This window comes from Maribacter chungangensis, from assembly GCF_042676845.1.
Classification (GTDB): domain Bacteria; phylum Bacteroidota; class Bacteroidia; order Flavobacteriales; family Flavobacteriaceae; genus Maribacter; species Maribacter chungangensis.
Genome location: NZ_JBHTHY010000004.1, coordinates 52257 through 75925, shown reverse-complemented (window position 1 = coordinate 75925; position 23669 = coordinate 52257). Strand labels below are relative to the sequence as shown.

General features: G+C 41.3%; 22 protein-coding genes and 1 other RNA gene. 8 read left to right on the top strand and 15 right to left on the bottom strand.

What is annotated here, in order from left to right:
• Positions 1 to 204: 204 nt before the first annotated feature.
• From ACFQZJ_RS06605 to ACFQZJ_RS06595, 3 genes are read right to left on the bottom strand one after another with little or no spacing between them, the layout of a single operon-like run.
• On the bottom strand, positions 205 to 741 hold the full coding sequence (locus ACFQZJ_RS06605; protein WP_379933244.1) for an RsmD family RNA methyltransferase: 537 nt from the start codon (positions 739 to 741) through the stop codon (positions 205 to 207).
• Positions 742 to 1578 carry a DUF3822 family protein gene (locus tag ACFQZJ_RS06600; protein ID WP_379933242.1) on the bottom strand — a complete coding sequence of 279 codons (837 nt, stop codon included), beginning with the start codon at positions 1576 to 1578 and terminating at the stop codon, positions 742 to 744.
• Positions 1553 to 2206 carry a hypothetical protein gene (locus ACFQZJ_RS06595; protein ID WP_379933241.1) on the bottom strand — a complete coding sequence of 218 codons (654 nt, stop codon included), beginning with the start codon at positions 2204 to 2206 and terminating at the stop codon, positions 1553 to 1555. Before ACFQZJ_RS06595 ends, ACFQZJ_RS06600 begins: the two co-directional genes overlap by 26 nt.
• Before the next feature lie 102 nt (positions 2207 to 2308).
• Between ACFQZJ_RS06595 and ACFQZJ_RS06590 the strand changes: the two genes are divergently transcribed.
• The 6 genes from ACFQZJ_RS06590 (at position 2309) to ACFQZJ_RS06565 (ending at position 7875) form a co-directional block, all read left to right on the top strand.
• Positions 2309 to 3742 carry an ATP-dependent DNA helicase gene (locus tag ACFQZJ_RS06590; RefSeq protein ID WP_379933239.1) on the top strand — a complete coding sequence of 478 codons (1434 nt, stop codon included), beginning with the start codon at positions 2309 to 2311 and terminating at the stop codon, positions 3740 to 3742.
• Positions 3743 to 3847: 105 nt separating this feature from the next.
• Entirely contained in the window at positions 3848 to 4423 is a 576-nt protein-coding gene (locus tag ACFQZJ_RS06585; RefSeq protein ID WP_379933237.1) for a DUF4126 domain-containing protein, read from the top strand.
• 315 nt (positions 4424 to 4738) lie between these two features.
• Entirely contained in the window at positions 4739 to 5452 is a 714-nt protein-coding gene (gene kdsB / locus ACFQZJ_RS06580) for a 3-deoxy-manno-octulosonate cytidylyltransferase (RefSeq protein WP_379933553.1), read from the top strand.
• Entirely contained in the window at positions 5443 to 6141 is a 699-nt protein-coding gene (locus tag ACFQZJ_RS06575) for an HAD family hydrolase (RefSeq protein WP_379933236.1), read from the top strand. Before kdsB ends, ACFQZJ_RS06575 begins: the two co-directional genes overlap by 10 nt.
• A 9-nt stretch (positions 6142 to 6150) precedes the next feature.
• Positions 6151 to 7278: an iron-containing alcohol dehydrogenase family protein gene (locus tag ACFQZJ_RS06570; protein WP_379933234.1), complete on the top strand. Its 1128-nt coding sequence runs from the start codon at positions 6151 to 6153 to the stop codon at positions 7276 to 7278.
• A gap of 54 nt (positions 7279 to 7332) precedes the next feature.
• A complete protein-coding gene (locus ACFQZJ_RS06565; RefSeq protein WP_379933232.1) occupies positions 7333 to 7875 on the top strand; it encodes a 1-acyl-sn-glycerol-3-phosphate acyltransferase in 543 nt (180 codons plus the stop codon).
• 461 nt (positions 7876 to 8336) lie between these two features.
• Here ACFQZJ_RS06565 and ACFQZJ_RS06560 read toward each other — a convergent pair whose 3' ends face one another.
• Together ACFQZJ_RS06560 and rnpB are read right to left on the bottom strand one after the other, a co-directional pair.
• Positions 8337 to 9854, bottom strand: coding sequence for an NADP-dependent isocitrate dehydrogenase (locus ACFQZJ_RS06560; protein WP_379933230.1), 1518 nt, complete (start codon positions 9852 to 9854; stop codon positions 8337 to 8339).
• Between the two features lie 354 nt (positions 9855 to 10208).
• An RNA gene (rnpB, locus tag ACFQZJ_RS06555) (RNase P RNA component class A) lies at positions 10209 to 10537 on the bottom strand.
• Between the two features lie 107 nt (positions 10538 to 10644).
• Between rnpB and ACFQZJ_RS06550 the strand changes: the two genes are divergently transcribed.
• Positions 10645 to 12540, top strand: coding sequence for a DNA polymerase III subunit gamma/tau (locus ACFQZJ_RS06550; RefSeq protein WP_379933229.1), 1896 nt, complete (start codon positions 10645 to 10647; stop codon positions 12538 to 12540).
• Here ACFQZJ_RS06550 and ACFQZJ_RS06545 read toward each other — a convergent pair.
• The 7 genes from ACFQZJ_RS06545 to ACFQZJ_RS06515 all read right to left on the bottom strand — a co-directional run bounded on the left by ACFQZJ_RS06545 (position 12529) and on the right by ACFQZJ_RS06515 (position 19426).
• On the bottom strand, positions 12529 to 12882 hold the full coding sequence (locus ACFQZJ_RS06545) for a transmembrane 220 family protein (protein WP_379933228.1): 354 nt from the start codon (positions 12880 to 12882) through the stop codon (positions 12529 to 12531). The two genes, ACFQZJ_RS06550 and ACFQZJ_RS06545, sit on opposite strands and share 12 nt — an antisense overlap.
• 6 nt (positions 12883 to 12888) lie before the next feature.
• The gene (locus tag ACFQZJ_RS06540) at positions 12889 to 14262 is read right to left on the bottom strand and encodes an alkaline phosphatase family protein (RefSeq protein WP_379933226.1); all 1374 of its coding nucleotides are present in this window, start codon (positions 14260 to 14262) and stop codon (positions 12889 to 12891) included.
• Between the two features lie 105 nt (positions 14263 to 14367).
• On the bottom strand, positions 14368 to 15561 hold the full coding sequence (gene eboE / locus ACFQZJ_RS06535; RefSeq protein WP_379933225.1) for a metabolite traffic protein EboE: 1194 nt from the start codon (positions 15559 to 15561) through the stop codon (positions 14368 to 14370).
• Positions 15562 to 15565: 4 nt separating this feature from the next.
• Positions 15566 to 16729: a 3-dehydroquinate synthase gene (locus ACFQZJ_RS06530; protein ID WP_379933223.1), complete on the bottom strand. Its 1164-nt coding sequence runs from the start codon at positions 16727 to 16729 to the stop codon at positions 15566 to 15568.
• Between the two features lie 5 nt (positions 16730 to 16734).
• Complete coding sequence (gene eboC, locus ACFQZJ_RS06525) at positions 16735 to 17634, bottom strand: UbiA-like protein EboC (protein ID WP_379933222.1); 900 nt, start codon at positions 17632 to 17634, stop codon at positions 16735 to 16737.
• 1 nt (position 17635) lies between these two features.
• Complete coding sequence (locus ACFQZJ_RS06520; protein WP_379933220.1) at positions 17636 to 18544, bottom strand: TatD family hydrolase; 909 nt, start codon at positions 18542 to 18544, stop codon at positions 17636 to 17638.
• 3 nt (positions 18545 to 18547) lie between these two features.
• A complete protein-coding gene (locus ACFQZJ_RS06515; RefSeq protein WP_379933219.1) occupies positions 18548 to 19426 on the bottom strand; it encodes an EboA domain-containing protein in 879 nt (292 codons plus the stop codon).
• A 94-nt stretch (positions 19427 to 19520) separates the two neighbouring features.
• On the opposite strand from ACFQZJ_RS06515, the gene miaE reads away from it, so the two are divergent.
• A complete protein-coding gene (gene miaE / locus ACFQZJ_RS06510) occupies positions 19521 to 20102 on the top strand; it encodes a tRNA-(ms[2]io[6]A)-hydroxylase (protein ID WP_379933218.1) in 582 nt (193 codons plus the stop codon).
• Here miaE and ACFQZJ_RS06505 read toward each other — a convergent pair.
• From ACFQZJ_RS06505 to ACFQZJ_RS06495, 3 genes are read right to left on the bottom strand one after another with little or no spacing between them, the layout of a single operon-like run.
• Complete coding sequence (locus ACFQZJ_RS06505) at positions 20099 to 20992, bottom strand: Ppx/GppA phosphatase family protein (protein ID WP_379933217.1); 894 nt, start codon at positions 20990 to 20992, stop codon at positions 20099 to 20101. The two genes, miaE and ACFQZJ_RS06505, sit on opposite strands and share 4 nt — an antisense overlap.
• A 12-nt stretch (positions 20993 to 21004) precedes the next feature.
• Positions 21005 to 23089 (bottom strand): polyphosphate kinase 1, encoded by a 2085-nt coding sequence (gene ppk1, locus ACFQZJ_RS06500; RefSeq protein ID WP_379933215.1) that lies wholly within the window; start codon positions 23087 to 23089, stop codon positions 21005 to 21007.
• The gene (locus ACFQZJ_RS06495; protein WP_379933214.1) at positions 23089 to 23574 is read right to left on the bottom strand and encodes a SixA phosphatase family protein; all 486 of its coding nucleotides are present in this window, start codon (positions 23572 to 23574) and stop codon (positions 23089 to 23091) included. The genes ppk1 and ACFQZJ_RS06495 overlap by 1 nt, the downstream gene beginning before the upstream one ends.
• Between the last annotated feature and the right edge of the window lie 95 nt (positions 23575 to 23669).

The following is a 23669-nucleotide window of genomic DNA, read 5'->3' as shown; positions in this document are numbered from 1 at the left end:
TTACAATACCCGCTAATGGGTATATTTTCTTTTTAAAATGCAGTTCAACGAATATAACGGTTGTTTATCTAATCCGTAAAACATCTGTACTATTACGAACGAAGTTTCCTATTCAAAAGTAGGGTAGCGTATTGAGCGCAGGTAGGATAAATAGTATTATACCCTGCTCTAAGAACCTGCACAATCTATAAGGCTATTGAGAAGTTAATTCCCAAAAAAACTAAATGCACTTCCGCCATACTTTCGCTCTTCGATAAAGTTGGGCAATTGGGCTAAATTGGTACGCTTGGAATGCTCTATTATCAACACCCCATCTTCCAGAAGTAAATCCTTGTCAAATATTAGTTCAGGAATTTTAGCAAATTCCGCTTCCTCCATATCGTAAAATGGGTCGGAAAAAATAACATCGTATTTTATGGTACTTTTGGCTAAAAAGGAAAAGACATCGTTTTTTATCGCATGTATTCCCAAATCCAGTTCCTTAGAAATGCTTTCTATATAGTTTACACATCCAAGCTCTTTATCCACGGCGGTTACCGTGGCTACTCCCCTAGAGGCGAACTCAAAGCTTATATTGCCCGTACCGGAAAAAAGGTCTAACACCTTTATATCAGGAAAATAATAACGATTGTTCAAAATATTGAACAAAGCCTCTTTGGCCATATCCTTCGTAGGGCGCACGGGCAAGTGCCTTGGTGCGATCAGTCGCCTTCCTTTGTGTTTCCCAGATATTATGCGCATTTATAAGGTATTTAAAACGGTAAAGTCTATGCGTGGTCCTTCCGGCTCGCCCAACTGCAAATACTGGGGGGAAGAAGGTGTAAAAATTATAATCTTCTTTATATACTTACGGCAGAGCTTAAATACAGCATGGTCTTCCTCAATTGCCCCGAACAACTTTACAGGCACTTGGTCATTGTCCAACTCCAACTGCTCTAGCACAAACAAAAGATAGTAGGCAAAATCTTCCTTGGTCTCGTATAAAAAACTATTGTACAGCAAGAGGTTTTTATGGGCTACAACACAAATGTCCAATTGGTTTTTGCTAACATGAGCATAACAGATTGTATCTTTCTGGTTCCCATAACCGTTCAATAACGACTGTATTAAAATTGTTCCGTTGTGAAAAAAAGTAAATTCCCCAAAAATATCATATATATAGTTATTGATGTTTGCGTAAGGAACATAAACATTTATGATATCTTGATGTTCCAACTCATCATAGGCCAAGGAATCCGTAGGGAAGATGCGCGTATTGAATTTTAGGTAATCCGAAAGTGAATTAGCATCAAAAAGTGCTTTCGGTACAAGACCGAACAAGGTATTTCTATGCACTACCGTAACGTGATCAAATTGTTTTTGGTGTAATTGGTGTTTCTTTACGAGCTTGTCTAGTTGGTCCTGTACGGCTACAATATTAAGTTCTTCGGGAAAAACCAAATAGTCCGAATAAACGATTTTGTGCGATACCGTATCGGCCACACAAAAAGAAAGTCCATTCAAGCTAACTTGAATGGACAATTTCTGAAAACTTTTATCCGGAATATCGGAGCTATTGTTTTTTCTCTTTTTTGTCATATATAGGTGGCCAATTTCCACTGGTACTTACTTCATCCATAGAACCTACTTGAATATACGCTCCGTTCACTTCTTCCACACTCATTTGTACATTTTCTCTTGAAACCAAATCCTTAGGCTGGTCACTCAGCAAAATACTCTTTGCTACTTTAGCTTCGAAAACAGGTGCCCTATATCCGCTCTTTTCTACAAAGCCAGCGTTCATGGTTATCTTTTCCCCGTTTGGAGCCCCAGGTATGTCCATAAGGCTTTTGTATCTGGTATCTTTTCTAAAAAGCGAATCTTTTACGGAAACAAAACCTAAAGTGTCTATAATCTTCACTTCCTTCAACATATCAATTTGATATGCTTTATCAAACTCCATAAAAGAAGAATCACGCTGCTGCGTAATCACATAGCTGCCCGTGTCTATGAATTTGATAAGGCTATTGAAATCCTTGGCATAATTACCGTTAACGGTTTTATAGGCCTCTTGGGAGTTCCTAATGTCCTTTAACTTGGCAACGACTTTGCCAAATCGTTCAACTTTAACTTTTTTAAATTCAATAGGTCCGGTAACCGAATTGTAGATAAGGTACCCTAACCCGATACAAGCAATCCAAAGTACAATTTGAATAATGGTCTTCATTTCGTTAAGTGTTAATTTAATTTAGTGGTTCCAACAAATCTACAATTTTTTTTTAATGAGAAAAGTTTTTGCGGAAAAAATCATCTTTATCTTTGACCTTGCATGAAACAACTTACACCAGCCGCGTATTATAAGGAGTTAATTTCAAAGTTTCCACATGAGCCAACGTTAAAACAACAAATAGCTTTAGAAAAGGTGGCATCCTTTGTATTATCAAAGGAAAAGAATGAAGTTTTTCTACTAAAGGGCTTTGCGGGAACCGGAAAAACTACGCTGATCGGAACCGTTGTGAATAGTTTGTGGAAGTCGCGGATGAAAGCTGTTTTAATGGCTCCCACCGGGCGTGCTGCCAAGGTAATGTCCAACTACTCCAAAACCCAGGCCTTTACCATTCACAGAAAAATTTACTTTCCAAAAAAACAAGGAGGTGGAGGTGTGCAATTCGTGTTAGCACCCAACAAACATCGCGATACCTTGTTTATTGTAGATGAAGCCTCCATGATACCGGACAGGGCAGCGGATTCCAAACTTTTTGACAATGGCTCCTTACTGGACGATTTAATGATGTTCGTTTATTCCGGCCATAATTGTAAACTAGTATTGATAGGTGATACAGCGCAATTACCTCCAGTACACTTGAGCCTAAGTCCCGCGTTAAATGCCGACACATTATCTTTAAATTACAACAAAGAAGTAATTAGGCTAGAATTGGACGAAGTAGTTCGGCAAGCAGAGGACTCCGGCATACTAGTGAACGCCACACTTTTGCGAGAACAATTACAAGGTGAGTTTTTTGAAACTTTTAAGTTTGATGTTCTTCCGTACACGGATATTGTTAGACTAATTGACGGACACGAAATCCAAGAAGCTATTGATGAATCCTATTCTCGAAACGGAAAAGAAGAAACCGCCTTTATTGTACGTTCCAACAAAAGGGCAAATCTTTATAACCTTAGTATTCGCGAACGTATCCTATTTTTAGAGAACGATTTAGCAACGGGCGATTTTATGATGGTCGTGAAAAATAATTATTTCTGGCTAAAACCCAACTCGGAGGCGGGCTTTATTGCCAATGGCGATATCATTGAAATTTTAGAGATTTTCAACTTCAAAGATATATACGGATTTAAATTTGCCGAAGTGAAGGTACAAATGGTAGATTACCTCAATATGGCCCCTTTCGAAACCGTTCTGCTATTAGATACCATTAAAGCAGAATCCCCATCCCTATCTTACGAAGAGGGGAATAAGCTATACCAAGAAGTGATGAAAGATTACGCTCATGAAAGTTCCAAATACAAAAAATTCCTTGGTGTTAAGAATAACAAATATTTTAATGCTCTTCAAGTAAAATTTTCTTACGCAATAACATGCCATAAAAGTCAAGGTGGCCAATGGAACACTGTATTCGTAGAGCAACCCTATTTACCGAACGGTATAGATAAGGAGTACTTAAGATGGCTGTACACCGCAGTTACACGCGCAAAAGAAAAATTATATCTTATCGGTTTTAAGAACGATTTTTTTGTTGAATAGGAAAAGGTTATTTTAGTGCTAGGCCTCAACATAAAAATGGTATGTTTTTTGATCTAGTAAGGCTACAAGTACACGCTTTTAAAAAGGTTAACATTAAATTAGAGAATGACAACGGAGACCATGTTGAGTTTATTTTTGGGGGTCGGCTTGGCGGCGTCGGTTGGATTTAGGGTGTTCCTGCCTCTTTTTGCCTTGAGCCTGGCGGCCTATTTTGGCACTTGGGAACTGAACGAAAATTGGCAATGGGTAGGAAGTCTGGCAGCATTGCTAACTTTGGGAGTGGCGACCGTTATTGAAGTTTTTGCCTATTTTATTCCTTGGGTAGATAATCTATTGGACAGTATCGCAATTCCCTTGGCAGCTATAGCGGGTACTGCCGTAATGGTATCCACGGTTGCCGGTTTGGACCCAGTAGTTACATGGTCATTGGCGATCATTGCAGGTGGTGGAACAGCTACTGCCATAAAGGGTGCGGGAGCAACAGGACGACTTGCTTCCTCTACAACCACCGGCGGCTTGGCAAATCCGGTATTGGCCACCGTAGAAACGGGAACAGCGGTTGTTGTGACCGCCGCCTCAATTTTTGCGCCTATATTGGCCGCAGTTTTAGTAATTATTATTTTAGTACTTATTTTTAGGATTTATAGAAGCTTTAGGCCTAACAACAACAAACGGGCATGAGCATCTCGATAAACCAAACCATTATGATTTGTAAATCCTTATATCTTTAATGTGTTGAAATTCCAGTCCAGTTAATACAGTATACAGGTTATTCTTTGGGTACGACAAGACAATACCTTAGTAAGCAGAAACAAAATCGATAATACTAATAATTAAAGTAACTGTAAATCGCTTGGTGGGTTTCAACCTTTAAGCAAAAAATGAGTCATCGACAATGGTCATAATCCAGGAGATACGCAGTGCCAAAAAAAGATGACAATATCAAAGAGTAGTTTATCAACAACTAAATCAACAAAACAAGTGAAAATTATCGCCATGATTCCCGCACGGTACGCAGCCTCTAGATTTCCTGCAAAATTGATGCAAGATCTATCGGGAAAACCAGTCATTGTACGCACGTACGAAGCTGCGGTCCATACCGGATTGTTCCATGCAGTTTATGTGGTTACCGACAGTCCGGTAATTTACGATACCATCACAAGCATAGGTGGTTTGGCCCTAATGAGCAAAAAGGAACACGAATGCGGCAGCGATCGTATTGCAGAGGCGGTTACCGACATGGATGTAGATATCATTGTAAACGTTCAAGGCGACGAACCCTTTACCGATCGTGAAAGCCTGGCCAGTGTCCTGGCCGTTTTTAAGAACGATGTGACCAAGGAAATAGACCTTGCCTCCTTAATGGTGAAGATTACCGATGAAGACGAAATCAACAATCCCAATACGGTAAAAGTAATTGTGGATAACAGAAATTTTGCCCTTTACTTTTCGCGTGCACCCATTCCCTTCCCAAGGGCTAAAGAGGCAGGCACCGTTTATTACAAACACAAAGGAATTTATGCCTTTCGCAAAAGTGCCTTAATGGATTTCCAAAGACTCCCCATGCTGCCTTTGGAGGCTACCGAAAAAATTGAGGCCATCAGGTATCTAGAATACGGGAAAAAGATTAAAATGGTGGAAACCTCTGTTTCCGGAATTGAAATAGACACACCGGAAGATCTGGAAAAAGCACAAGCGGCATGGAAATAGATTTTAAGGCGATAAAAGTCATAGGTTTTGATGCCGATGATACCCTTTGGGTCAACGAAACATACTTTAGGGAGGCAGAGGAACGTTTTGCCGAACTTTTAGAGCCCTACGAAACCAAAAACAAGATAGATCAGGAGCTGTTCAAAATGGTCATGAAAAACTTGGATCTCTATGGCTATGGGATAAAGGGCTTTATGTTATCTATGATAGAGTCCGCTTTGGAACTATCGAACAATGAAATTCCCCAAACTACACTTGCCAAGCTATTGAAAATAGGCAAAGAAATGATCGCAAAGCCGGTAGTCGTTTTGGAAGGTGTGGAAGATGTATTAAAAAAATTGAACGGAAACTATAGATTGATCGTTCTTACCAAAGGTGATTTATTGGATCAAGAACGTAAACTAGTACGTTCCAACCTGTCCGATTATTTTCATCATGTAGAAGTATTGAGTGACAAAAAAGAAAAAAATTACCAAGACTTGCTAGCGCATTTAGAAATTTCCACGAAGGAATTTTTGATGATCGGCAACTCCTTAAAGTCAGACGTATTACCTTTGGTACATATTGGAGCAAGTGCGGTCCATGTCCCTTTTCATACCACTTGGAAACATGAGCAGGTAACTGCCCCAAAAAAAACATCGGGATATATCACAGTTCAAAAGCTAACCGATATCCTAGCTTACCTATAAGCCATTCTAATGGAGATAAAAAAAGAAAGAAGATTGAAGAACATACCTACTAAAGCATCAGAAAAGTATCGTAATTTCCCTATGGTCCCCAGGGTGGTTTTTGGAAATGGAAGCTTTGACCAATTGGGCGATATTCTAATGCCAAAAAGAAAACATTCCGAAGCCCCTATCGTTTATTTGGTCGATGATGTTTTTGAAGGAACCGAACTTGCCCAACGAATTCCAAGTATATTCTGTGATCAACTTATTTTTGTTTCCGCAGATGAAGAACCCAGTACATCGCAGGTGAATGCCTTGGTTTCGATGATCAAGGCAAACTTCCAGGAACTACCTTCCGGTATAGTAGGCATTGGTGGTGGCACCCTTTTGGACCTTTCCAAAGCCGTATCCATCTTATTGACCAATACAGGGAGCGCGGCAGACTATCAAGGATGGGACCTAGTACGCAAAAAGGCCGTTTACCATGTTGGCATACCAACAGTAAGCGGAACAGGGGCGGAAGTATCTAGAACTACGGTTCTTTTAGGTCCGGATAAAAAACTAGGCATTAACTCGGATTTTACAACGTTTGATCAGGTAATATTGGACCCCGAGCTTACCAAAGGGGTATCTAAAGAACAATGGTTTTACACAGGAATGGATTGTTTCATTCATTGTATAGAATCGCTGGAGGGTACTTTTCTAAACGCTTTTAGCCAAAGCTATGGGGAAAAAGCACTGGATCTTTGCAAAGAAGTATTCCTTGGCAATCTCCCTGAAAAAGAATCACGCGATAAATTAATGATGGCTTCATGGCACGGCGGTATGAGCATCGCTTACTCCCAAGTTGGCGTCGCACATGCCCTAAGCTATGGTCTGGGCTTTCTTTTAGGCGTAAAACATGGTATTGGCAATTGCTTGGTTTTCCAACATTTAGAAGAGTTTTATCCGGATGGGGTGGCACTGTTCAACAAAATGATGCATAAAAATCAAATAACACTTCCAAAAAGTGTTTGCAGTCATCTGAGCGACGCTGAACTCGACAAGATGGTGGCCGTAGCGATGGGTATGGAACCCCTTTGGGAAAATGCCCTAGGGGAGCACTGGAAAAAAGTTATTACCCCGGAAAAGCTTACATCGATCTATAAAAAAATATAATTACGTAGTTGTAAAACCGTAAGTAGCCCCATGCTTACGACTAAAACGAAACGCATGCACCGCATAGCTAAATTTATATATTTCAACCTATTAAAGTGGTCCTTGGTAGGCGATTTTCCGTCCGATGTAAAAAAATGTGTGATCATTGTGGTACCACACACCAGTTGGTGGGATTTTATATTAGGCTTGCTTGTGCGAAAAATATGGCAGGAACAAATAAACTACATTGGCAAAAAAAGTCTTTTTGATTCCCCGTTCGGTTGGTTTTTTAAATGGACCGGTGGCGCTCCTATAGACCGGAGCAAATCTAGCGATACCGTAACGGCCATAGCGAAAATTTTTAAAGAAAGGGATACGTTTAGACTCACCATTGCTCCCGAAGGTACAAGAAAAAAAGTGACCCAATGGAAAACCGGATTCTACTTTATTGCAAAAGCGGCGAATGTTCCGATTGTTATGGTGGCTTTTGATTTTGGCAACAAACAAATAAAAGTTTCTCCACCACATTTTCCTACCGAAGACCAAGAATCGGATTTTAAAACCTACGAAACATTTTTTAAAGGTGTAAAAGGAAAGGTACCGGAATACAGCTACTAATGTTTCGTAGTCGACGGTCAATTTTGTTTTTTGGAACGGATTTTTTTCCCATTAATAACAGCATATCTACGAAAGAAAAAACCTCGGCATATAACGACCTTGACCAGGTGAAAAATAGTTTATTTGCCCCTGTTATACCAATTTAAATTCTAGATGTCGTATAACACAAGTTTCTTTTTTACTCAATTGTCGTCATAAAATAGAACCATAGCTAATGCTATGCGTGGATTTCAGTCCTAAACTGAGAAAAAAATAATTCAAATTTTCAATACCACATTCAAAACTTAAAATGGTATTAGATCATATTTTGCTTTGCAATTATTCATACAGCAGGTTAACCGATTATCGTTGTAAAGGCTAGCCTACTAGTTTTAAATAAACAAAAAAGCCACGTCTCCACGTGGCTTTTCTAATCAACGCTAACAAACTCACTCAAACTTAACTTTTACTTTTATTCGCTATTATTCACCTTGACCCAAAGAGAAAGCTCTTTTTCCGTCAAATTGGTATAAATTTTCCGTTTTGATCACGTCAAAACCTTTATTGTACAATTTGGACAACAAAGCCACTATCTGCTCATAATCAACTGGGGAATATACAGGCTGACCTTCATTTACAATGGTATCTTTCGCAACAAACCTACATCGCCAATGATCGGTGCAATAGGTCTCCTTCATACCTCCAGGAAAAACCTTTACGCCACGATTGGTAATCATTTTAAGTTTTAATTTGAACGGATCCAAATTAGATAAGGCCTGTCCTATTTCCTCTGGATCAGAACCTTTCCAATCAAGAAATATATCGGCACCCAACAATACTTTCTTTTCAATCCTACGCTTGTACTCCGGTATGTTGATGGTACCGGTACCCTTGGCCATGTTACTAACTGGTAATTTTTCGGGTATTTCGTCTAATTTGGAGATAACCGCATCCGCAAATTCTGAGGTAGATACTTTTTTCTTGCTGATTTTTTCATCGTAGATATCCGCAGTATGGTAGCCATCCTCTATCGCCGCCAACCAAGCATTTTTAATTTTATCAGCAATTGTTGTCTGACCTATATGGGCCAACATGGATATAGAAGCATTGATCAGACCAGAGGGGTTTGCTATGTTCTTTCCCGCAATATCGGGTGCGGAACCATGAATAGCTTCGAACATGGCCACGTTCGTACCAATATTGGCGGAACCGGCCATACCTACACTTCCCGCAATCTCGGCAACAATATCGGAGACTATATCTCCATATAAGTTTGAAGTTACCACCACATCATAATTCTCCGGGTTAGCGGCCAGACGGGCGGCACCGATATCAATAATCTGGGCATCACTGGATATTTGCGGATACTCGGCCGCAATCTCGTCAAATACTTGGTGGAAAAGACCATCTGTAAGCTTCATGATATTGTCCTTCACCATACAGGTGACTTTTTTACGACCGTATACGCGGGCATATTCAAAAGCATAGCGCACTATTTTTTCGCAACCAGGTCTTGTAATCAATTTTAGGCACTGCACTACATCCTGAGTCTGTTGATGTTCGATACCGGCGTATAAATCTTCTTCGTTCTCTCTGATCACTACCACATCCATGTTAGGAAAATGGGTGTGGACATACGGGTGCAACGCAGTTACAGGTCTAACGTTTGCAAACAACCCAAGAGATTTTCTAAGTGTAACGTTCAAACTCTTATAGCCCTTGCCCTGGGGCGTGGTGATAGGTGCTTTAAGTATTAACTTGTTTCTGTTGATGGTTTCCCAAGTCTCTTTGGCAATACCGGCAGAATTTCCGGAGAGATACACTTGCTCTCCCAGTTCTATATATTCGGGCTCTATATGTGCTCCAGCAGCATTTAAAATCTTCAGGGTGGCATCCATAATTTCAGGGCCTATGCCGTCACCTTTTGCAACAGCAACTTTAACCGCTACATTATTAGTTGAATTTTGCTGGTCTTGTTTTTTTACTGCGTGAATATCCATATAAAGTTTGTTTTGTTTACATGACAAAGTTCAGGTTTTTAGTTCATATATTATTATTTATGTTATTGATGAAAATCATTAATTATTTTAATAATCAGAAATGGAATAAATTTTGGAAACGGTAAGGATACCATAGCACAGATACCGTTATAAGCAAATTTGTGTTTTCCGCCAAATGAAAGAAGGTTCGTAGGAAAATTGTTTGATCACAGCTTTGGATAAACACAATAATGAAACGGATACTTGCAATCTCGAAATAGTCCCCAAAGAAAAAAACCATAAACATGAGCACGGGGCTAACCTTCCTATGGCAGGCACGTTCGATCACGCAAATCACAGATTTGCCATCCCATTAAAAAAAGCAGGCCATAAGCCGGATTCTGTATACCCTGAACAAGGTTCAAGGACGCCTTATCATTTATCTAGGCCATTGGTTGCCCAAAGGCTCTAACCGCCTACCCTTCGGCTCGGGCGTGCAGCCCTCAAGCACCGGTTTACATGACGTTTCACCGTATAGAGTTTACCTGATTTCACTACAGCCGAACTGTACTTGCTTTCTGTTGCACTTGTCCTTCCGCCGTAAGGCGGAGACGGGCGTTACCCGCTATACTGCACTATGGTGTCCGGACTTTCCTCTCCATGCCGACACAAATTCGGCATGCAGCGATAAGGTGACCTGCTATGGGCAAATGTACTGCAATTGTTGATAACTAAGGATGATCTTCACTTTAATTTAGCTAAAGAATACCCTCCTATTTTTATATTTGTAATAGGAGAAAACTAAACCCATTTGGAACCATTTATCGTATCGGCCAGAAAGTATAGACCGCAAACATTCAAAGATGTTGTGGGGCAACAGGCCATTACAAATACCCTGGAAAACGCGATCAATAACGATCATCTTGCGCAAGCTTTATTATTTTGTGGTCCAAGAGGGGTTGGCAAAACTACCTGTGCCAGAATATTGGCTAAACAAATCAACTCCGATGGCACCGAAAATCCCGATGAGGATTTTGCATTTAATATTTTTGAGCTCGATGCGGCATCCAACAATGGCGTAGACCAAATACGGGAACTTACCGATCAGGTTCGGATTCCGCCTCAAGTAGGCAAATACAAAGTCTATATTATTGACGAGGTGCACATGTTATCTACCAATGCCTTTAATGCCTTTTTAAAGACTTTGGAGGAACCACCTAGTCACGCCATATTTATTTTAGCGACTACGGAGAAGCATAAGATTATACCCACAATCCTTTCTCGCTGTCAAATATTTGATTTTAAAAGGATAACGGTAAAAGACGCTGCTGAATACTTAAAATACATCGCGGAAAGCCAAGGCATTGTTGCCGAGGAAGATGCCTTGCACATCATCGCCCAAAAAGCGGATGGCGCCATGCGCGATGCGCTATCCATTTTTGACCGTGTCGTGAGTTTCTCCGGTAAAGAACTTACGCGGAAAGCGGTTACCGAAAATCTGAACGTATTGGATTATGACACCTATTTTAAGGTGACGGATTTTATACTGCAACACAACATACCACAGACGCTTGTGCTGTTTAACGAGACCTTAGCGTTGGGATTTGACGGCCATCATTTTATAAACGGATTAGCCTCCCATTTTAGGGACCTTATGGTGTGTCAGCATCAAGAAACGATTGCCCTTTTGGAAGTTGGGGAAGCCGCCCAAAAAATGTATCGCGACCAAGCACAACGTACATCACCAAGTTTCCTGCTCAAAGCCCTTGATTTGGCTAACGAATGCGACCTTAACTATAAAACGAGTAAAAACCAGCGATTACTGGTAGAACTCACCCTAATGAAACTTGCCTCTATCGACTTTGATGGAGAAAAAAAAAATCCTGAATCGGTAGCTTTACATAATAACACCATCGATTTCATTGCTCCGGCAGCGTTTTATCAAAACATCCCGTCCGTTCCAAAAACAGGGACCAAGCCAGTTAACCCTACATCAACGGTAGAGGTAAAAGAAACGGTACCTGAAAAAACAACTACTGCCCTTCCCTCTGCTGAAACCACAACACCCGAAAAACCTGTATCGGAGACACAAAAGGAACTTTCGTCAAAAGAGGAATCCCAGCAAACAGAAGGTTCTGTAACGTTGCCTGAGCCTGAAACTAACGTTGCAGCAGTAACGCAGGAAAACACAACAGGAAAAGCTCAAAAACCAGCTACCCCGAATATCAATATAACAAAGCCCACCAAAAGGGTTTCCGGTTTATCGATTTCCAGTCTAAAAGCAAAAAAACAGCACGAACTTAATAAAATAGAGGTCGTAATAGATGAGGATGCACTGCCAAAAGACCCTTTTACAGAAGAAATCCTACGACAACATTGGTCCGATTTTGTAAACCAAATTGATGCAAAAGGCCAAAAAATTTTGGCTTCCAATTTAAGCGTAGATCTTCCAAGACTAAAGGACGATGTCATTATTTGTATCGAAATGCCCAACGGCACCATGAAAAAGGAGATAGAACGAGAGAATTTTGAACTCATGGAGTACCTGCGGGTCAAACTCAACAATCATTTTATACAGCTCCAAATTACCGTAAACGAAAAAAGTGCTAAAAAATTCGCGTTTACACCCGAGGAGAAATATCAAAAACTGCGGGAGAAAAATCCGGCAATAGACCTATTGCGAAAGGAGTTTGACCTAGACCTTTGATTTTGTCCTTAATCTATACGTATACAGAAAACAGACCAAGCCAATAATCAGCAATCCAAAAGCCTCTCTTCCCAGCTCTATCGTTTTAATATCTCCATCATCCAAATCAAATCCTTGAAAATCTGACGGATAGAGTATTACAAAACCTACTACGCAAAGCACTCCCCCGACCAAGGGGATAAGACCATTCAATTTACCCAAGGCGAACAACAATGAAACCAGTGCGGCCCCCAGATAGATGATAATCCATGCCAAGGAATCCGGATCGTTATACTGTACTGCAGCCCCTAGACCGAACAGGAGCGTAAACAAAAAACCAAGAGCCTTAAAAACAAGCTTCATACCAACTTAGTTTAGAACTTGATCTTCAATTATTTTATACACCTCTATTGCACTGATTACAGCTTCTTCCCTTTCCAGTAGCGTATTACCGATAAGAATTGGGTAATCGTCCGTATCCTCTGGAATACGACCGTGGGAACCTTTTATCAACGTTGCGTCTATCGGAATAATATCCATGACGGTTCTAAAACCTAACTTCTTTTTAATCAGCTTACCAATAACTTTCGCCATAACCAGTTTATCCTTAGGATCGGTCATCATTTCTACCGGGTCATAGCCTGGTTTTTTATGAATATCGACCATACGGGCATAGTCGGGTGCTTTGGTATCGTCCAACCAAAAATAATAGGTAAACCAAGAATCGGCATCCGCCACCACGACCAAGTCCCCACAACGCTCGTGCTGCAGATGTTCAGCGCTAATTTCATCACCGGACAACACCTGTTCTACACCTTTTTGCTTGGCGATAAGTTCTTTGACATTGGCCAAATCCGACTTATTTTTTACGTACACATGCGCTATTTGATGGTCTGCCACGGCAAAGGCATCACTGATACCGGCATCCAACAATTCCAGACCACGTTCTACACGCACCTTTAGGTATCCGCTAGTACGCAACACCCTGTTCAAATGTATGGGCCGGCTTACATTGGTTATTCCATACTCCGACAATAGTATGATATTGGCACCGGATTTCTCGTAATGCTGTACCAGTTGTTTTACCACCTTATCGATCTCCAATAAGTCTTTGGAAATAATATTAAAATCCAAACCATATCGCTGCAAATTATAATCCAAATGCGGAAGATAGATAAGCGTTAGGGTCGGGTCATGAAGTTCGTCGGTTCTGATGGCGGCATTGGCTATCCATTTAGAAGAGTTAATGGTGGTTTTAGGCCCCCAAAATTCAAAAAGCGGAAAGGTTCCAAAGCTGTCCTGCATGGTATCCCGCAGTTCGGCAGGTTGGGAATAAATATCGGGGATCTTACGACCGTCGGCCAGATAATTTGGTCTGGGCGTAATGCTATAATCTACCGTAGAGTACATATTGTACCACCAAAAGTGATTGGCACAGGTAAAACTGGCATCCTTGGCCTTTAGGGCATCCCAAACTTTTGGTTGTTGCACCAAGTGGTTGGATTGCCGCCAAAACTTAACTTCGCACTCCTCCTTAAAATACCATCCATTGCCAACAATACCGTGCTCGGAAGGCCATTTACCAGTAAGATAGGTAGATTGTGCGGAACATGTAACCGCGGGCAGCACCGGTTTTATATAGTTTGACCGGCCTTTATCCAAAAACGACTGAATGAAAGGCGTATGTTCGCCTATCAAACGTTTTGTAAGTCCCACTACATTGATGACAACGGTCTTTTTCATCTGTTAATTTCTATATTTTTTTTAAAAAATTCAAGCCAGCATGTAGGCGTACTGTGCCCCTTAATATACTAGTTGCCGGCGAAAATTCCTATGGCCAGTTTTGTCTCACAACCGTTCTTTTAACCAGTTGATTTCCCGTATAATGGACGGGGTTAGGTCTTCCTTTAAATCAGTAGGCAATACATCCCATGTATAGGTTTCTATTTCCAAATGTTGGGTAATCGCCTCTTTCTTTAAAAATTCCAAGGTCTTTAATATATGATCTTGGGTGGAAGAAAGGGCACCAAATGCCTCCAAGAATATAGGCACATGAAAGTGGGCGCGCAGTTCCTTAAAACTTCCTTTCTTTTCCAGAACAACAGGCAAATCGTTGTACGTAATTACTGCGTCATCTCTCTTCTCCGTTACCTGATGCAAGTAGGTAGGCTCGTTAAATTGGGACAGTAGGCTCCAAACGGCATCCTCATTACTACCGTTGAACAGTATTTTTAAAGCCGCACTAACCTGAATTTTACCCGTCTTAATATTGGCTTTTTTGAACTTGGCAAAAGTAGCTTCCGGTTCCTCGTAGGCCAATGAAAAATGACAGATATCGTAACAAACGGTTAAGTAACGTTTGATCAGGGCTTCAATTTCGGAAGCATTCTTGCCCAAGGAGTCTTTGAGCATTTCCACACCGATAGGCACGAGATAATCCGCATAAAAATCAAGGACCTCATCACTGTTCTCCAGCAGTCCGTCCGGTTCCGGTTCTATGTCCAGATGCAGGTATTTTCCGGTATTATTTTCAATATCGTACAAATGCTTAGCTACGCGCACCATGTTTTCCGCTCCCGTGGTAAAAGCTCGTTGTTTCTCGGCTTCGGTCCTATGCCAGTATTTATAGGTAATAGGGGAAGTAGAAACTCCTCCGGTCTGTTCTTCCGGCAGCAACACTGCCAACTGATCAAACAGTCGGGTCGTGTAGGTTAGTCGGTCTTTGGTGGTCCAATCCGGTGCGTGCACTAAATCCTTCACCCGTTCGTCATGAAAATTTCCATAAGGAAAACCGTTCATGGTAAAAATATACACATCGTTCTCCTTCAGCCACTTTTGGAACTCGATCATGTGATCGCCCATGGCAAGTTCTTCGCTTGCTTTATTGGACAAACGCAGACCAAGTCCGAAAGAAGTAGAATCGGATACGGCCGCTTTTATGGTGGGAACATGGTCTTTTAAACTTTTAAAGGTGTTCTGCCAATCCTGACCGGGATGTATATTGGTACAATAGGATAGATGAAAAGTTTGATCTACAAGCATTGTATTAACTGTTTACTTTAGAGAACCGGTTCAATTTTTCCATGGCTTGGATCATCAAAGCCTTATTTATGGTATGTACATCGTGTTTGATACCTATTCCGGAGATTAAGGTAATGGTTAGCTCCCCGCCCAAATGTTCCCTGAATTCTTGAATGCCGCGCAAGAGTTCGTCTGTCTCCGCGGTGGACGATAAAGGAAGCGTAAGGTCAAACCCAATGGTCAGCATCACGTCCAAAATATGTTCCATATCCGCCTCGGTAATCAGTCCTAACAAATGGGCATAGGTTACATCCAAGGCAATACCTTTCGCAACGGCCTCACCATGGCGTAAACTATAGTTGGTCATGTATTCCATTTTATGTGCTGCCCAATGTCCAAAATCCAAAGGTCTGGACGAGCCGGATTCAAACGGATCTCCGCCTTGGGAGATATGGTGCATGTGCATTTCGGCACATTTATAGATAACATAGTGCATCACCTCCATATCCCGATTTTTGATGGCAAGGGCATTGTCCGAAATGTAGGTGAAAAAATCCTTGTCCTTGATCAGCGCCACCTTTATGGCCTCTGCTACTCCAGCAATCCAATCGCGTTGTTCCAAAGTAGTCAAAAAATCACTATCGTTGATGATAGCGAACGGCGGTGCAAAAGTGCCCAGAAAATTCTTTTTATTGAAAATATTTACGGAGTTCTTGACCCCTACGGCAGCATCGTTCTGGGAAAGTACCGTGGTGGGTATACGTATCAATTTTACACCCCTGTGCGCAATAGCGGACGCATAGCCCGCCATATCTATAAGCGCGCCGCCACCTATGGCAATAACGAAGGAATGTCTGCATATTGCATTGTCGTTGATCCCTTTCAATACGGCTTCTATGGCCTCCGTGCTGTTTTTGGATTGTTCGCCACCCTTTAGAACAATACTTTGGGTATGTTTTAATTGATTGGGGTAAGCGGCACAATAGGTCTTAATCTGCTTCAATATATGCGGATGTGCGTCTACAAGTCCCTTATCGATAACAAAAAAAAGCTTCACGGCTTCCTTGGGCCTGTACTTGGCAATGGTATCGGAAAACAATGGATTATCACTATGAAAAACACCCTGCGTAAAAAGCAACTGGTATTCATAATGAACGGAAAAGGATTGTTTGATAGCGGATAACTGCATAGTTCTTAGGTTACTGCAAAAAGTTTAGAAAGCATTAAAGATAAGGGCAAAAGTAAGAGCACTCCCAAACCGATATACCAATTGGAGAAGCCCACCGCCCAACAGGCATCCATGACAATTAAGGAAATGACTCCCGCCATAACCGCTTTTTTGATATGCTCGGGAGAATTATCGGTATATGCCTTAAATAAAGGGCGATAAATCATGAAAGCGAAAAGTACTAAAAACGGTGCCGCAATAGGTAAATTGGTACTATGGATGGCAATTCCGGTTGCAATCAACCCGATGACCACTGCATACACAACCGCTGCCAAAGCGATATGTTTTTTATTGTCCCCATGGACTTCGCCCCTACTGATCAGTGTTATGGCAAAAATATACAGCACGGGGATAATCGTTATCCAAACGATGGGAAGTTCGCCCAAAATAGAAATACCCAACAATAAATTCAACCCCCTACAAAGTCCCATAACAAGGGGGCCAAAGAAGGCATGGCTTTTGGCTATGACGTCATATATGTAAATGGTTGCCGCCAAAATAATGGCAATGGAGGCGGACATATCCGACACCCAATTCGCAAAAAGACAGCCCAAAAGCAGCAGTACAATTCCCAAAATAGCCGCTTCCTTAACGGAAACCACACCACTGGGAATAGGACGCTCCGGACGTTCTACGGCATCTAATTTCGCATCAAAAACATCGTTCAGCACCACGCCGCCCGCGTATAGGAACACGGACGCAAAAACTAACAACGCAATGGTTCCCGTATCCACCAAAAAAAAATCTACCGATGCGATTCCGCTAAAAAAACAGGAAATAGCGATGCCGGCAAAGATATCCGCTGCGGCCGTTGGTAAATTGGCCGGTCTGCACAAACGCGCCAAGCCCATAAGTTTATTGGACATCTTAGCGTATTTGGTTTTCGTCTATTCTAGGTACCTGACCGCGAAGTACACTGTTATCGTTGAACAATTGCGATTGATCTATCCCGTTAGGGTTCAACCAGTGTTCCTCCTTCATCCTTCCATTCTTACTAAAGGCATCCAAAGCGTTCTGGTAGCAAGTTTTAACGACATCGGCCTTGGCAATTCCTCGCTGTAACATTAAAGATGCCGTTTTGGGAACTGCCATAGGGTCGCTAACGCCCCAATCTGCAGAGCTGTCCACGATAATATTATCACTACCAAATTTACGGACCACTTCTACCATCCGTTCATTGCCCATCTTTGTTTTGGGGTAAATGGTAAACGCGGCAATAAAACCTCTGTCCAGTACTTCCTTTACCGTTTCTTCGTTGTTATGGTCTATAATCACATTTGAGGGATCCAGCCCATGTTCCAAACAAACTTCCATACTTTTTATGGTACCCGCTTTTTTGTCGCGATGCGGTGTATGGACTTGAACGGTCATATTAAGCTCCTTGGCCATATCCAACTGCATTCTAAAAAACTTATCCTCGGCCGGAGTTTGATCATCGTAGCCGATTTCCCCAATCGCCACGACATTCTCTTTATGCAAATACAGGGGCAACAGTTCAATAACCTGTTCCGCCAAGGCTTCGTTATTCGCTTCTTTGGAATTTAGACCGATAGTGCAGTAGTGCTTAATGCCAAACTGGGAAGCCCTAAAAGGTTCCCAACCCACCAAACTACTGAAATAATCTTGAAAAGAACCAACCTGTGTTCGTGGTTGTCCCAACCAAAAGGAAGGCTCTATTACCGCGACAACCCCTGCTGCCGCCATAGCTTCATAATCGTCCGTTGTGCGGGCGCTCATGTGCACGTGCGGGTCTATAATCATCATCTTATCTTCCATAGCCTATTTTTTTAACGTATTCCAAGTTATTTTATTCGAAGCTATCTGCTCCTTTAAATTTTGATGTTTTTCCAACAATGCCAACGCCCTTTTATCCTCCGAAAAGTAACAGCAAAGCGCACCAGCTTTGTTCTCAACTGGATCCTCACTTGTCATTAACCGCTCCATATCCGAAAGCAAGGTGTCGTCCATAAATTTGGATACAGGTCTCCAAAACATAGGATCTATCTTTCTTGAAGCCGCCCAACGCTCATGCGCATAATCCGAAATTATCCTCGCCAAATCTGCGTTAGCTCGTTCATCGACCGACTCGATCATACTTAAATCACGCTCCATAAAAGCGGCTTTGAGGTACATTTGATTCCACTGCTGATCATTAAAGTACAAAGCCGGATATGGGTTATTTAAAGTTATTGCATCAAAAATGATTGATATATTCGTTCGTAACGCCTCTACAGCCGCATGTTTAAAACTTTCAGATTCAGGTAATATTGTTAAGTACCGTAAAAAAGTTTCCAGTTCCGTTGTGTCCGCAACCTCAATAATCTTAGCCACTTCCGGGGTATAAAACACGGGGTCTGTCTCTAGTACTTTGACCAGGAGATAAATTCTTGATAATTGAAGTACATCCGCCCCATGAGATTTAAAATAGAAACTGGTATCGCTACTATCGCCGTTGTACTTTGTAACGCTTGTTTTATCGAACCTTGAGGCCAATTGGCTATAGGTCATAAACAAGGCCCTTGCAGATTTGGAATGCACCAATGTAGCTGTTTTACCATTTAGCCAATCCATTGCATCTTGATCCGCATTATTCCTTAAGATTTCGTAAATCCCCTCGCTTTTGTGCATTCTTACTAGATTGTGAATTCCGTTTCTCAAAATTAATTATTAAAAGCCATTTAGCCTTATTTTTGTGGTGTAAAGAAGTCTTTATGTTGACAAGAAAGGGTTCTTTCCTACAAAACTATAAACTATGTTAGGCCTAAAACTACCAACGGACCCACGATGGGTGAATATTGTAGCAAAAAATATTGATGAAATCTTAACCGATCATGCCTACTGTGAGCAAAAAGCTGCCAGTACCGCTATATCGCTAATCGTATCTTTTCCGGAGTACCCAGAACTGATCGAAGAAATGGTAGCATTATCGAGGGAGGAAATGGGGCATTTTAAAATGGTACACGATTTAATCTTGGAACGAGGACAAACATTGGGCAGGGACCGGAAAGATGACTACGTACTGGAACTAGTAAAATTCTTCCCAAAAGGAGGGAGTAGAACTACACAGCTCGTTCATAGACTTTTATATGCTGCATTGATCGAGGCCAGAAGTTGCGAGCGTTTTCGTTTATTATCCGAAGAACTGGAAGATAAAAAGCTGGCTGAATTTTATCGGAAACTGATGATAAGCGAAGCGGGACATTATACTATGTTCCTGAAATTTGCACGTAAATACGGCGACCTAAAAGAAGTCAATCAAAAATGGGAAGACCTATTGGTGTACGAAGCGGAGATCATGAAAAATTTAGGCACCAAGGAAACGGTACATGGTTAGACTTTGTATTGACTATAATACAATTCTTTAATAATGCCGTCCGACAATCCAATTTTAGGAACGTGTATCTTTTTGGCTCCACTCCACTTGGCCGCAGAAAGAAAAATACGGGTGGCGGGAATAATCACGTCTGCCCTGTCCGGATTTAAACCGAGTTCGGATATGCGCTCATCGTAACTAAGGCTCTCCAAAAATTGATATTGGGCATTCAACCATATATAAGACAAGGGTTGACCTTCTTTTCTGCCGGACATCTTATGGAGTTTATTGATATTACCTCCAGAACCTATTATAGACAGTTTATGAGCATTACGAACATGGGCAGTAAGCCACTGTTCTAATTGTTGCCAAGTACCTTCGCTTACCATATCATTTAGAAGCCGTACAGTTCCCAACTTAAAAGATTTGGACAGTGTTATCCTACCATTGGCAAACAAGGTAAACTCCGTACTACCGCCGCCTACATCTATATACAGATATGATTGATCGGGCCTAATTATTTCTTTAAGGTCTGTAGCAGCAATGATTGCCGCTTCCTGTTTACCGTCTATTACCTCAACCTTTATCCCGGATTCTGCGGCTATGGTCGCTATTACCTCATTACCATTATTCGCTTCCCGCATTGCAGAGGTAGCGCAGGCCCTGTAGTTCTCCACACCGGACACCTCCATTAAAAGCTTAAACGCCTTCATGGTTTTGACCATCCGTTCTACGTTACGTTCCGAAATTTCTCGAACGGTAAACGAATCCTCCCCCAAACGCACTGGCACCCTTATAAGTGTACTTTTACGAAACTGAGTTTGTTTTCCATTCTCCTCTATAACGTTATGGGTCAGTAAACGTATAGCGTTAGAGCCAATATCAATTGCCGCAAATTTTCTTATTTTCAAAAATGGACCATTTTAATCCTTCAACTTATCAAGATAATAGTCATACATAGCAAACTGCGAACGTACTTTTTCCTTATCGTTCTTACGGTATGCATTATCCTGTGCCTCATTAAAAACCCGTGCTTTCACGTTATCCGCCCATGAGATTTCAAACGTGTCCAAAAGCTCCTGCTTTACATCTTCATCATATATTGGACAGCCCACTTCTACCCTATTTTCCAAATTACGGGTCATAAAATCGGCCGAGGAAATATAGGCCTTGGTATCCCCATCATTACAGAAAATAAATACCCTAGGGTGCTCTAGAAATTTATCTACAATACTGATCGCTTCTATATTTTCACTCATTCCCTTTACACCAGGAACAAGGCAACAAATTCCTCTAATGATCAATTGAATTTTCACACCAGCATTGCTTGCTTTGTATAATCGATCTACCATATCATACGAAGTAAAGCTGTTCATCTTTATTTTGATAAAAGCTTCTTTTCCCGCTTTCGCATTGTCGATTTCCTGATCTATTAATTGCTTAAACACTTTTGTCGTGTAATGTGGCGAAACGATCAGGTGTTTATACTTGTTGATTTTATACGTAGTCTCAAAGAAATCAAAGACCTTGTTCAATTCCTTAAGAATAGGTTCGTTGGCCGTAAACAAGGTATAATCGGTATATATTTTTGCAGTTGATTCATTAAAGTTACCTGTGCTAATAAAGCCGTAACGTCTCATTAGACCAGCTTCTTCACGCTCTATTAAACATATCTTGCTATGTACTTTTAAGCCGGGAACACCAAAAATAAGTTTTACGCCTTCGGCCTGTAGCTCCTCTGCGTAACGAATATTGGCATGCTCGTCAAAGCGTGCCCTCAGTTCTATTTGCAACGTCACCTGCTTTCCGTTTTTGACAGCATTGGACAAACATGCTGCAACCTGTGAGTCGTTTGCCAACCTGTAGACCGTAATTTTAATTGTCTTTACCTTGGGATCCAGTGCTGCTTCCCTTAAAAATTTTAATACGTAGGCAAATGTTTGGTAGGGGGTATAGAGCAAGTAATCTTTGTCCGCTATTTTCTCTAATAAACTTCCTTCTAAACTAAGCCCTTTTATGGGCAATGGGGTAATTTTATCATATAACAGATCTTGTCGCCCTAAACTTGGAAAACTCAAATAATCCCTTTTATTGTGATACCTGCCTCCGGGAATAACACTATCCGTATCCTCCACGTTCATCTTCTCCTTTAAAAACTCCAGGGTATCCTTTCCTATATTCTTATCGTAAACAAAGCGAACGGGATCGCTGATCTTTCGGCCCTCTACACTAGAATATATTTTTTCTATGAAACTTTTACTAAGATCATTGTCAATGTCCAATTCGGCATCCCTTGTAATCTTAATCATGTGAGCGGATATAGTACTGTAGTCGAACATCGTAAAAATACTGTCCATGCAAAACCTGATGACGTCATCCAACATGATAACATAATCCCTGTCCCTATCCCTGGGCAACACCACAAAACGTTCTATACCCTTAGGAATCTCTATTAGCGCGAACCTCTTTTCGATTTTTCTTGAGGTCTCCCTTGTTCTATCGTCGGGCTTTAATAACATACGTATGGCTAAATACGCTGCCGTATCTTTTAACGTAGGAAACTCGGCATAATCACTTAAAATTATAGTAGTAAGCTGAGGGCTTACGTTCTGAAGGAAATACTTTTTCACAAATTCTTCCTGAGACTCGGAAAGTTCGTTCTCCGTTATAAGAAAAATGTTTTGATCTTCCAGTTCCTTCTCTATCTCCCTAATAATTTCGATACTCTTGGCCTGTTGCTTGATGACGATTTTGGTGATTTCATCCAGCAGGTCCTTTGCAATCTCCCCTCCTAAAACGCTTTTTCCTTTCTTCCCGGCATCTACGATACGTTTTACCGTGGCGTAACGTACTTTAAAAAATTCATCCAAATTATTGGAGAAAATTCCGGCAAAACGTAGGCGCTCTATTAACGGCACATTTTTATCTGCACTTTCCTGTAGTACACGCTCATTAAATTTTAACCAGCTTATTTCCCTGTTTATGTATTGGTTCTTGTTCTTTATCATTATTTTAAATGCTTTGGAAAAATGGTTTGTACAGTTGTGCCCTTCTCGATAGCGGCCCAGGTTTTATTCTGGAACTTCAGGTGCACAAATCCGCTAGTGGGCACATTTTCTATGTACTGACTCCCTAACGAATTGGCAATATGCGTAAAAGCATGGTTATGTCCAAAAATAAGAACAGTATTTAAGTCGTTGGATAGGCTTCTGACAAAATCTATGACATGGTTTCCGGAAAAATCGTACAGTTCCGGAATTACCTTAAAACGGTCCAACGGAAACCTAAGCTGGCGCAAACAGATCATTGCCGTATGGAGCGCCCTGTTGGCCGGACTTGAAAATGTAAAATCTATTTCCAATCCTTTGGAGCTGAGTTCCTCGCCCACCAATTTCGCATCGGTGATTCCCCGTTGCAACAAGGCCCTGTCCTCATCGCTTACCTTGAGCTCCCAAGAAGATTTTCCGTGGCGCATTAAAAGTAGATTCTTCATAAAATAAAGTTTATACTGTTCTCTTCTATAGGGGAACACCCCACAAATTAATCAAATATTCAAGAAATTTGACTGCGGATGTCGGGTAAGAAGCT

Bases quoted from the DNA above. Each gene is read 5' to 3' on its own strand.
- ACFQZJ_RS06605 (WP_379933244.1), bottom strand. From the start codon at position 741: ATGCGCATAATATCTGGGAAACACAAAGGAAGGCGACTGATCGCACCA.
- ACFQZJ_RS06600 (WP_379933242.1), bottom strand. From the start codon at position 1,578: ATGACAAAAAAGAGAAAAAACAATAGCTCCGATATTCCGGATAAAAGT.
- ACFQZJ_RS06595 (WP_379933241.1), bottom strand. From the start codon at position 2,206: ATGAAGACCATTATTCAAATTGTACTTTGGATTGCTTGTATCGGGTTA.
- ACFQZJ_RS06590 (WP_379933239.1), top strand. From the start codon at position 2,309: ATGAAACAACTTACACCAGCCGCGTATTATAAGGAGTTAATTTCAAAG.
- ACFQZJ_RS06585 (WP_379933237.1), top strand. From the start codon at position 3,848: ATGACAACGGAGACCATGTTGAGTTTATTTTTGGGGGTCGGCTTGGCG.
- kdsB (WP_379933553.1), top strand. From the start codon at position 4,739: ATGATTCCCGCACGGTACGCAGCCTCTAGATTTCCTGCAAAATTGATG.
- ACFQZJ_RS06575 (WP_379933236.1), top strand. From the start codon at position 5,443: ATGGAAATAGATTTTAAGGCGATAAAAGTCATAGGTTTTGATGCCGAT.
- ACFQZJ_RS06570 (WP_379933234.1), top strand. From the start codon at position 6,151: ATGGAGATAAAAAAAGAAAGAAGATTGAAGAACATACCTACTAAAGCA.
- ACFQZJ_RS06565 (WP_379933232.1), top strand. From the start codon at position 7,333: ATGCACCGCATAGCTAAATTTATATATTTCAACCTATTAAAGTGGTCC.
- ACFQZJ_RS06560 (WP_379933230.1), bottom strand. From the start codon at position 9,854: ATGGATATTCACGCAGTAAAAAAACAAGACCAGCAAAATTCAACTAAT.
- ACFQZJ_RS06545 (WP_379933228.1), bottom strand. From the start codon at position 12,882: ATGAAGCTTGTTTTTAAGGCTCTTGGTTTTTTGTTTACGCTCCTGTTC.
- ACFQZJ_RS06540 (WP_379933226.1), bottom strand. From the start codon at position 14,262: ATGAAAAAGACCGTTGTCATCAATGTAGTGGGACTTACAAAACGTTTG.
- eboE (WP_379933225.1), bottom strand. From the start codon at position 15,561: ATGCTTGTAGATCAAACTTTTCATCTATCCTATTGTACCAATATACAT.
- ACFQZJ_RS06530 (WP_379933223.1), bottom strand. From the start codon at position 16,729: ATGCAGTTATCCGCTATCAAACAATCCTTTTCCGTTCATTATGAATAC.
- eboC (WP_379933222.1), bottom strand. From the start codon at position 17,634: ATGTCCAATAAACTTATGGGCTTGGCGCGTTTGTGCAGACCGGCCAAT.
- ACFQZJ_RS06520 (WP_379933220.1), bottom strand. From the start codon at position 18,544: ATGGAAGATAAGATGATGATTATAGACCCGCACGTGCACATGAGCGCC.
- miaE (WP_379933218.1), top strand. From the start codon at position 19,521: ATGTTAGGCCTAAAACTACCAACGGACCCACGATGGGTGAATATTGTA.
- ppk1 (WP_379933215.1), bottom strand. From the start codon at position 23,089: ATGATAAAGAACAAGAACCAATACATAAACAGGGAAATAAGCTGGTTA.
- ACFQZJ_RS06495 (WP_379933214.1), bottom strand. From the start codon at position 23,574: ATGAAGAATCTACTTTTAATGCGCCACGGAAAATCTTCTTGGGAGCTC.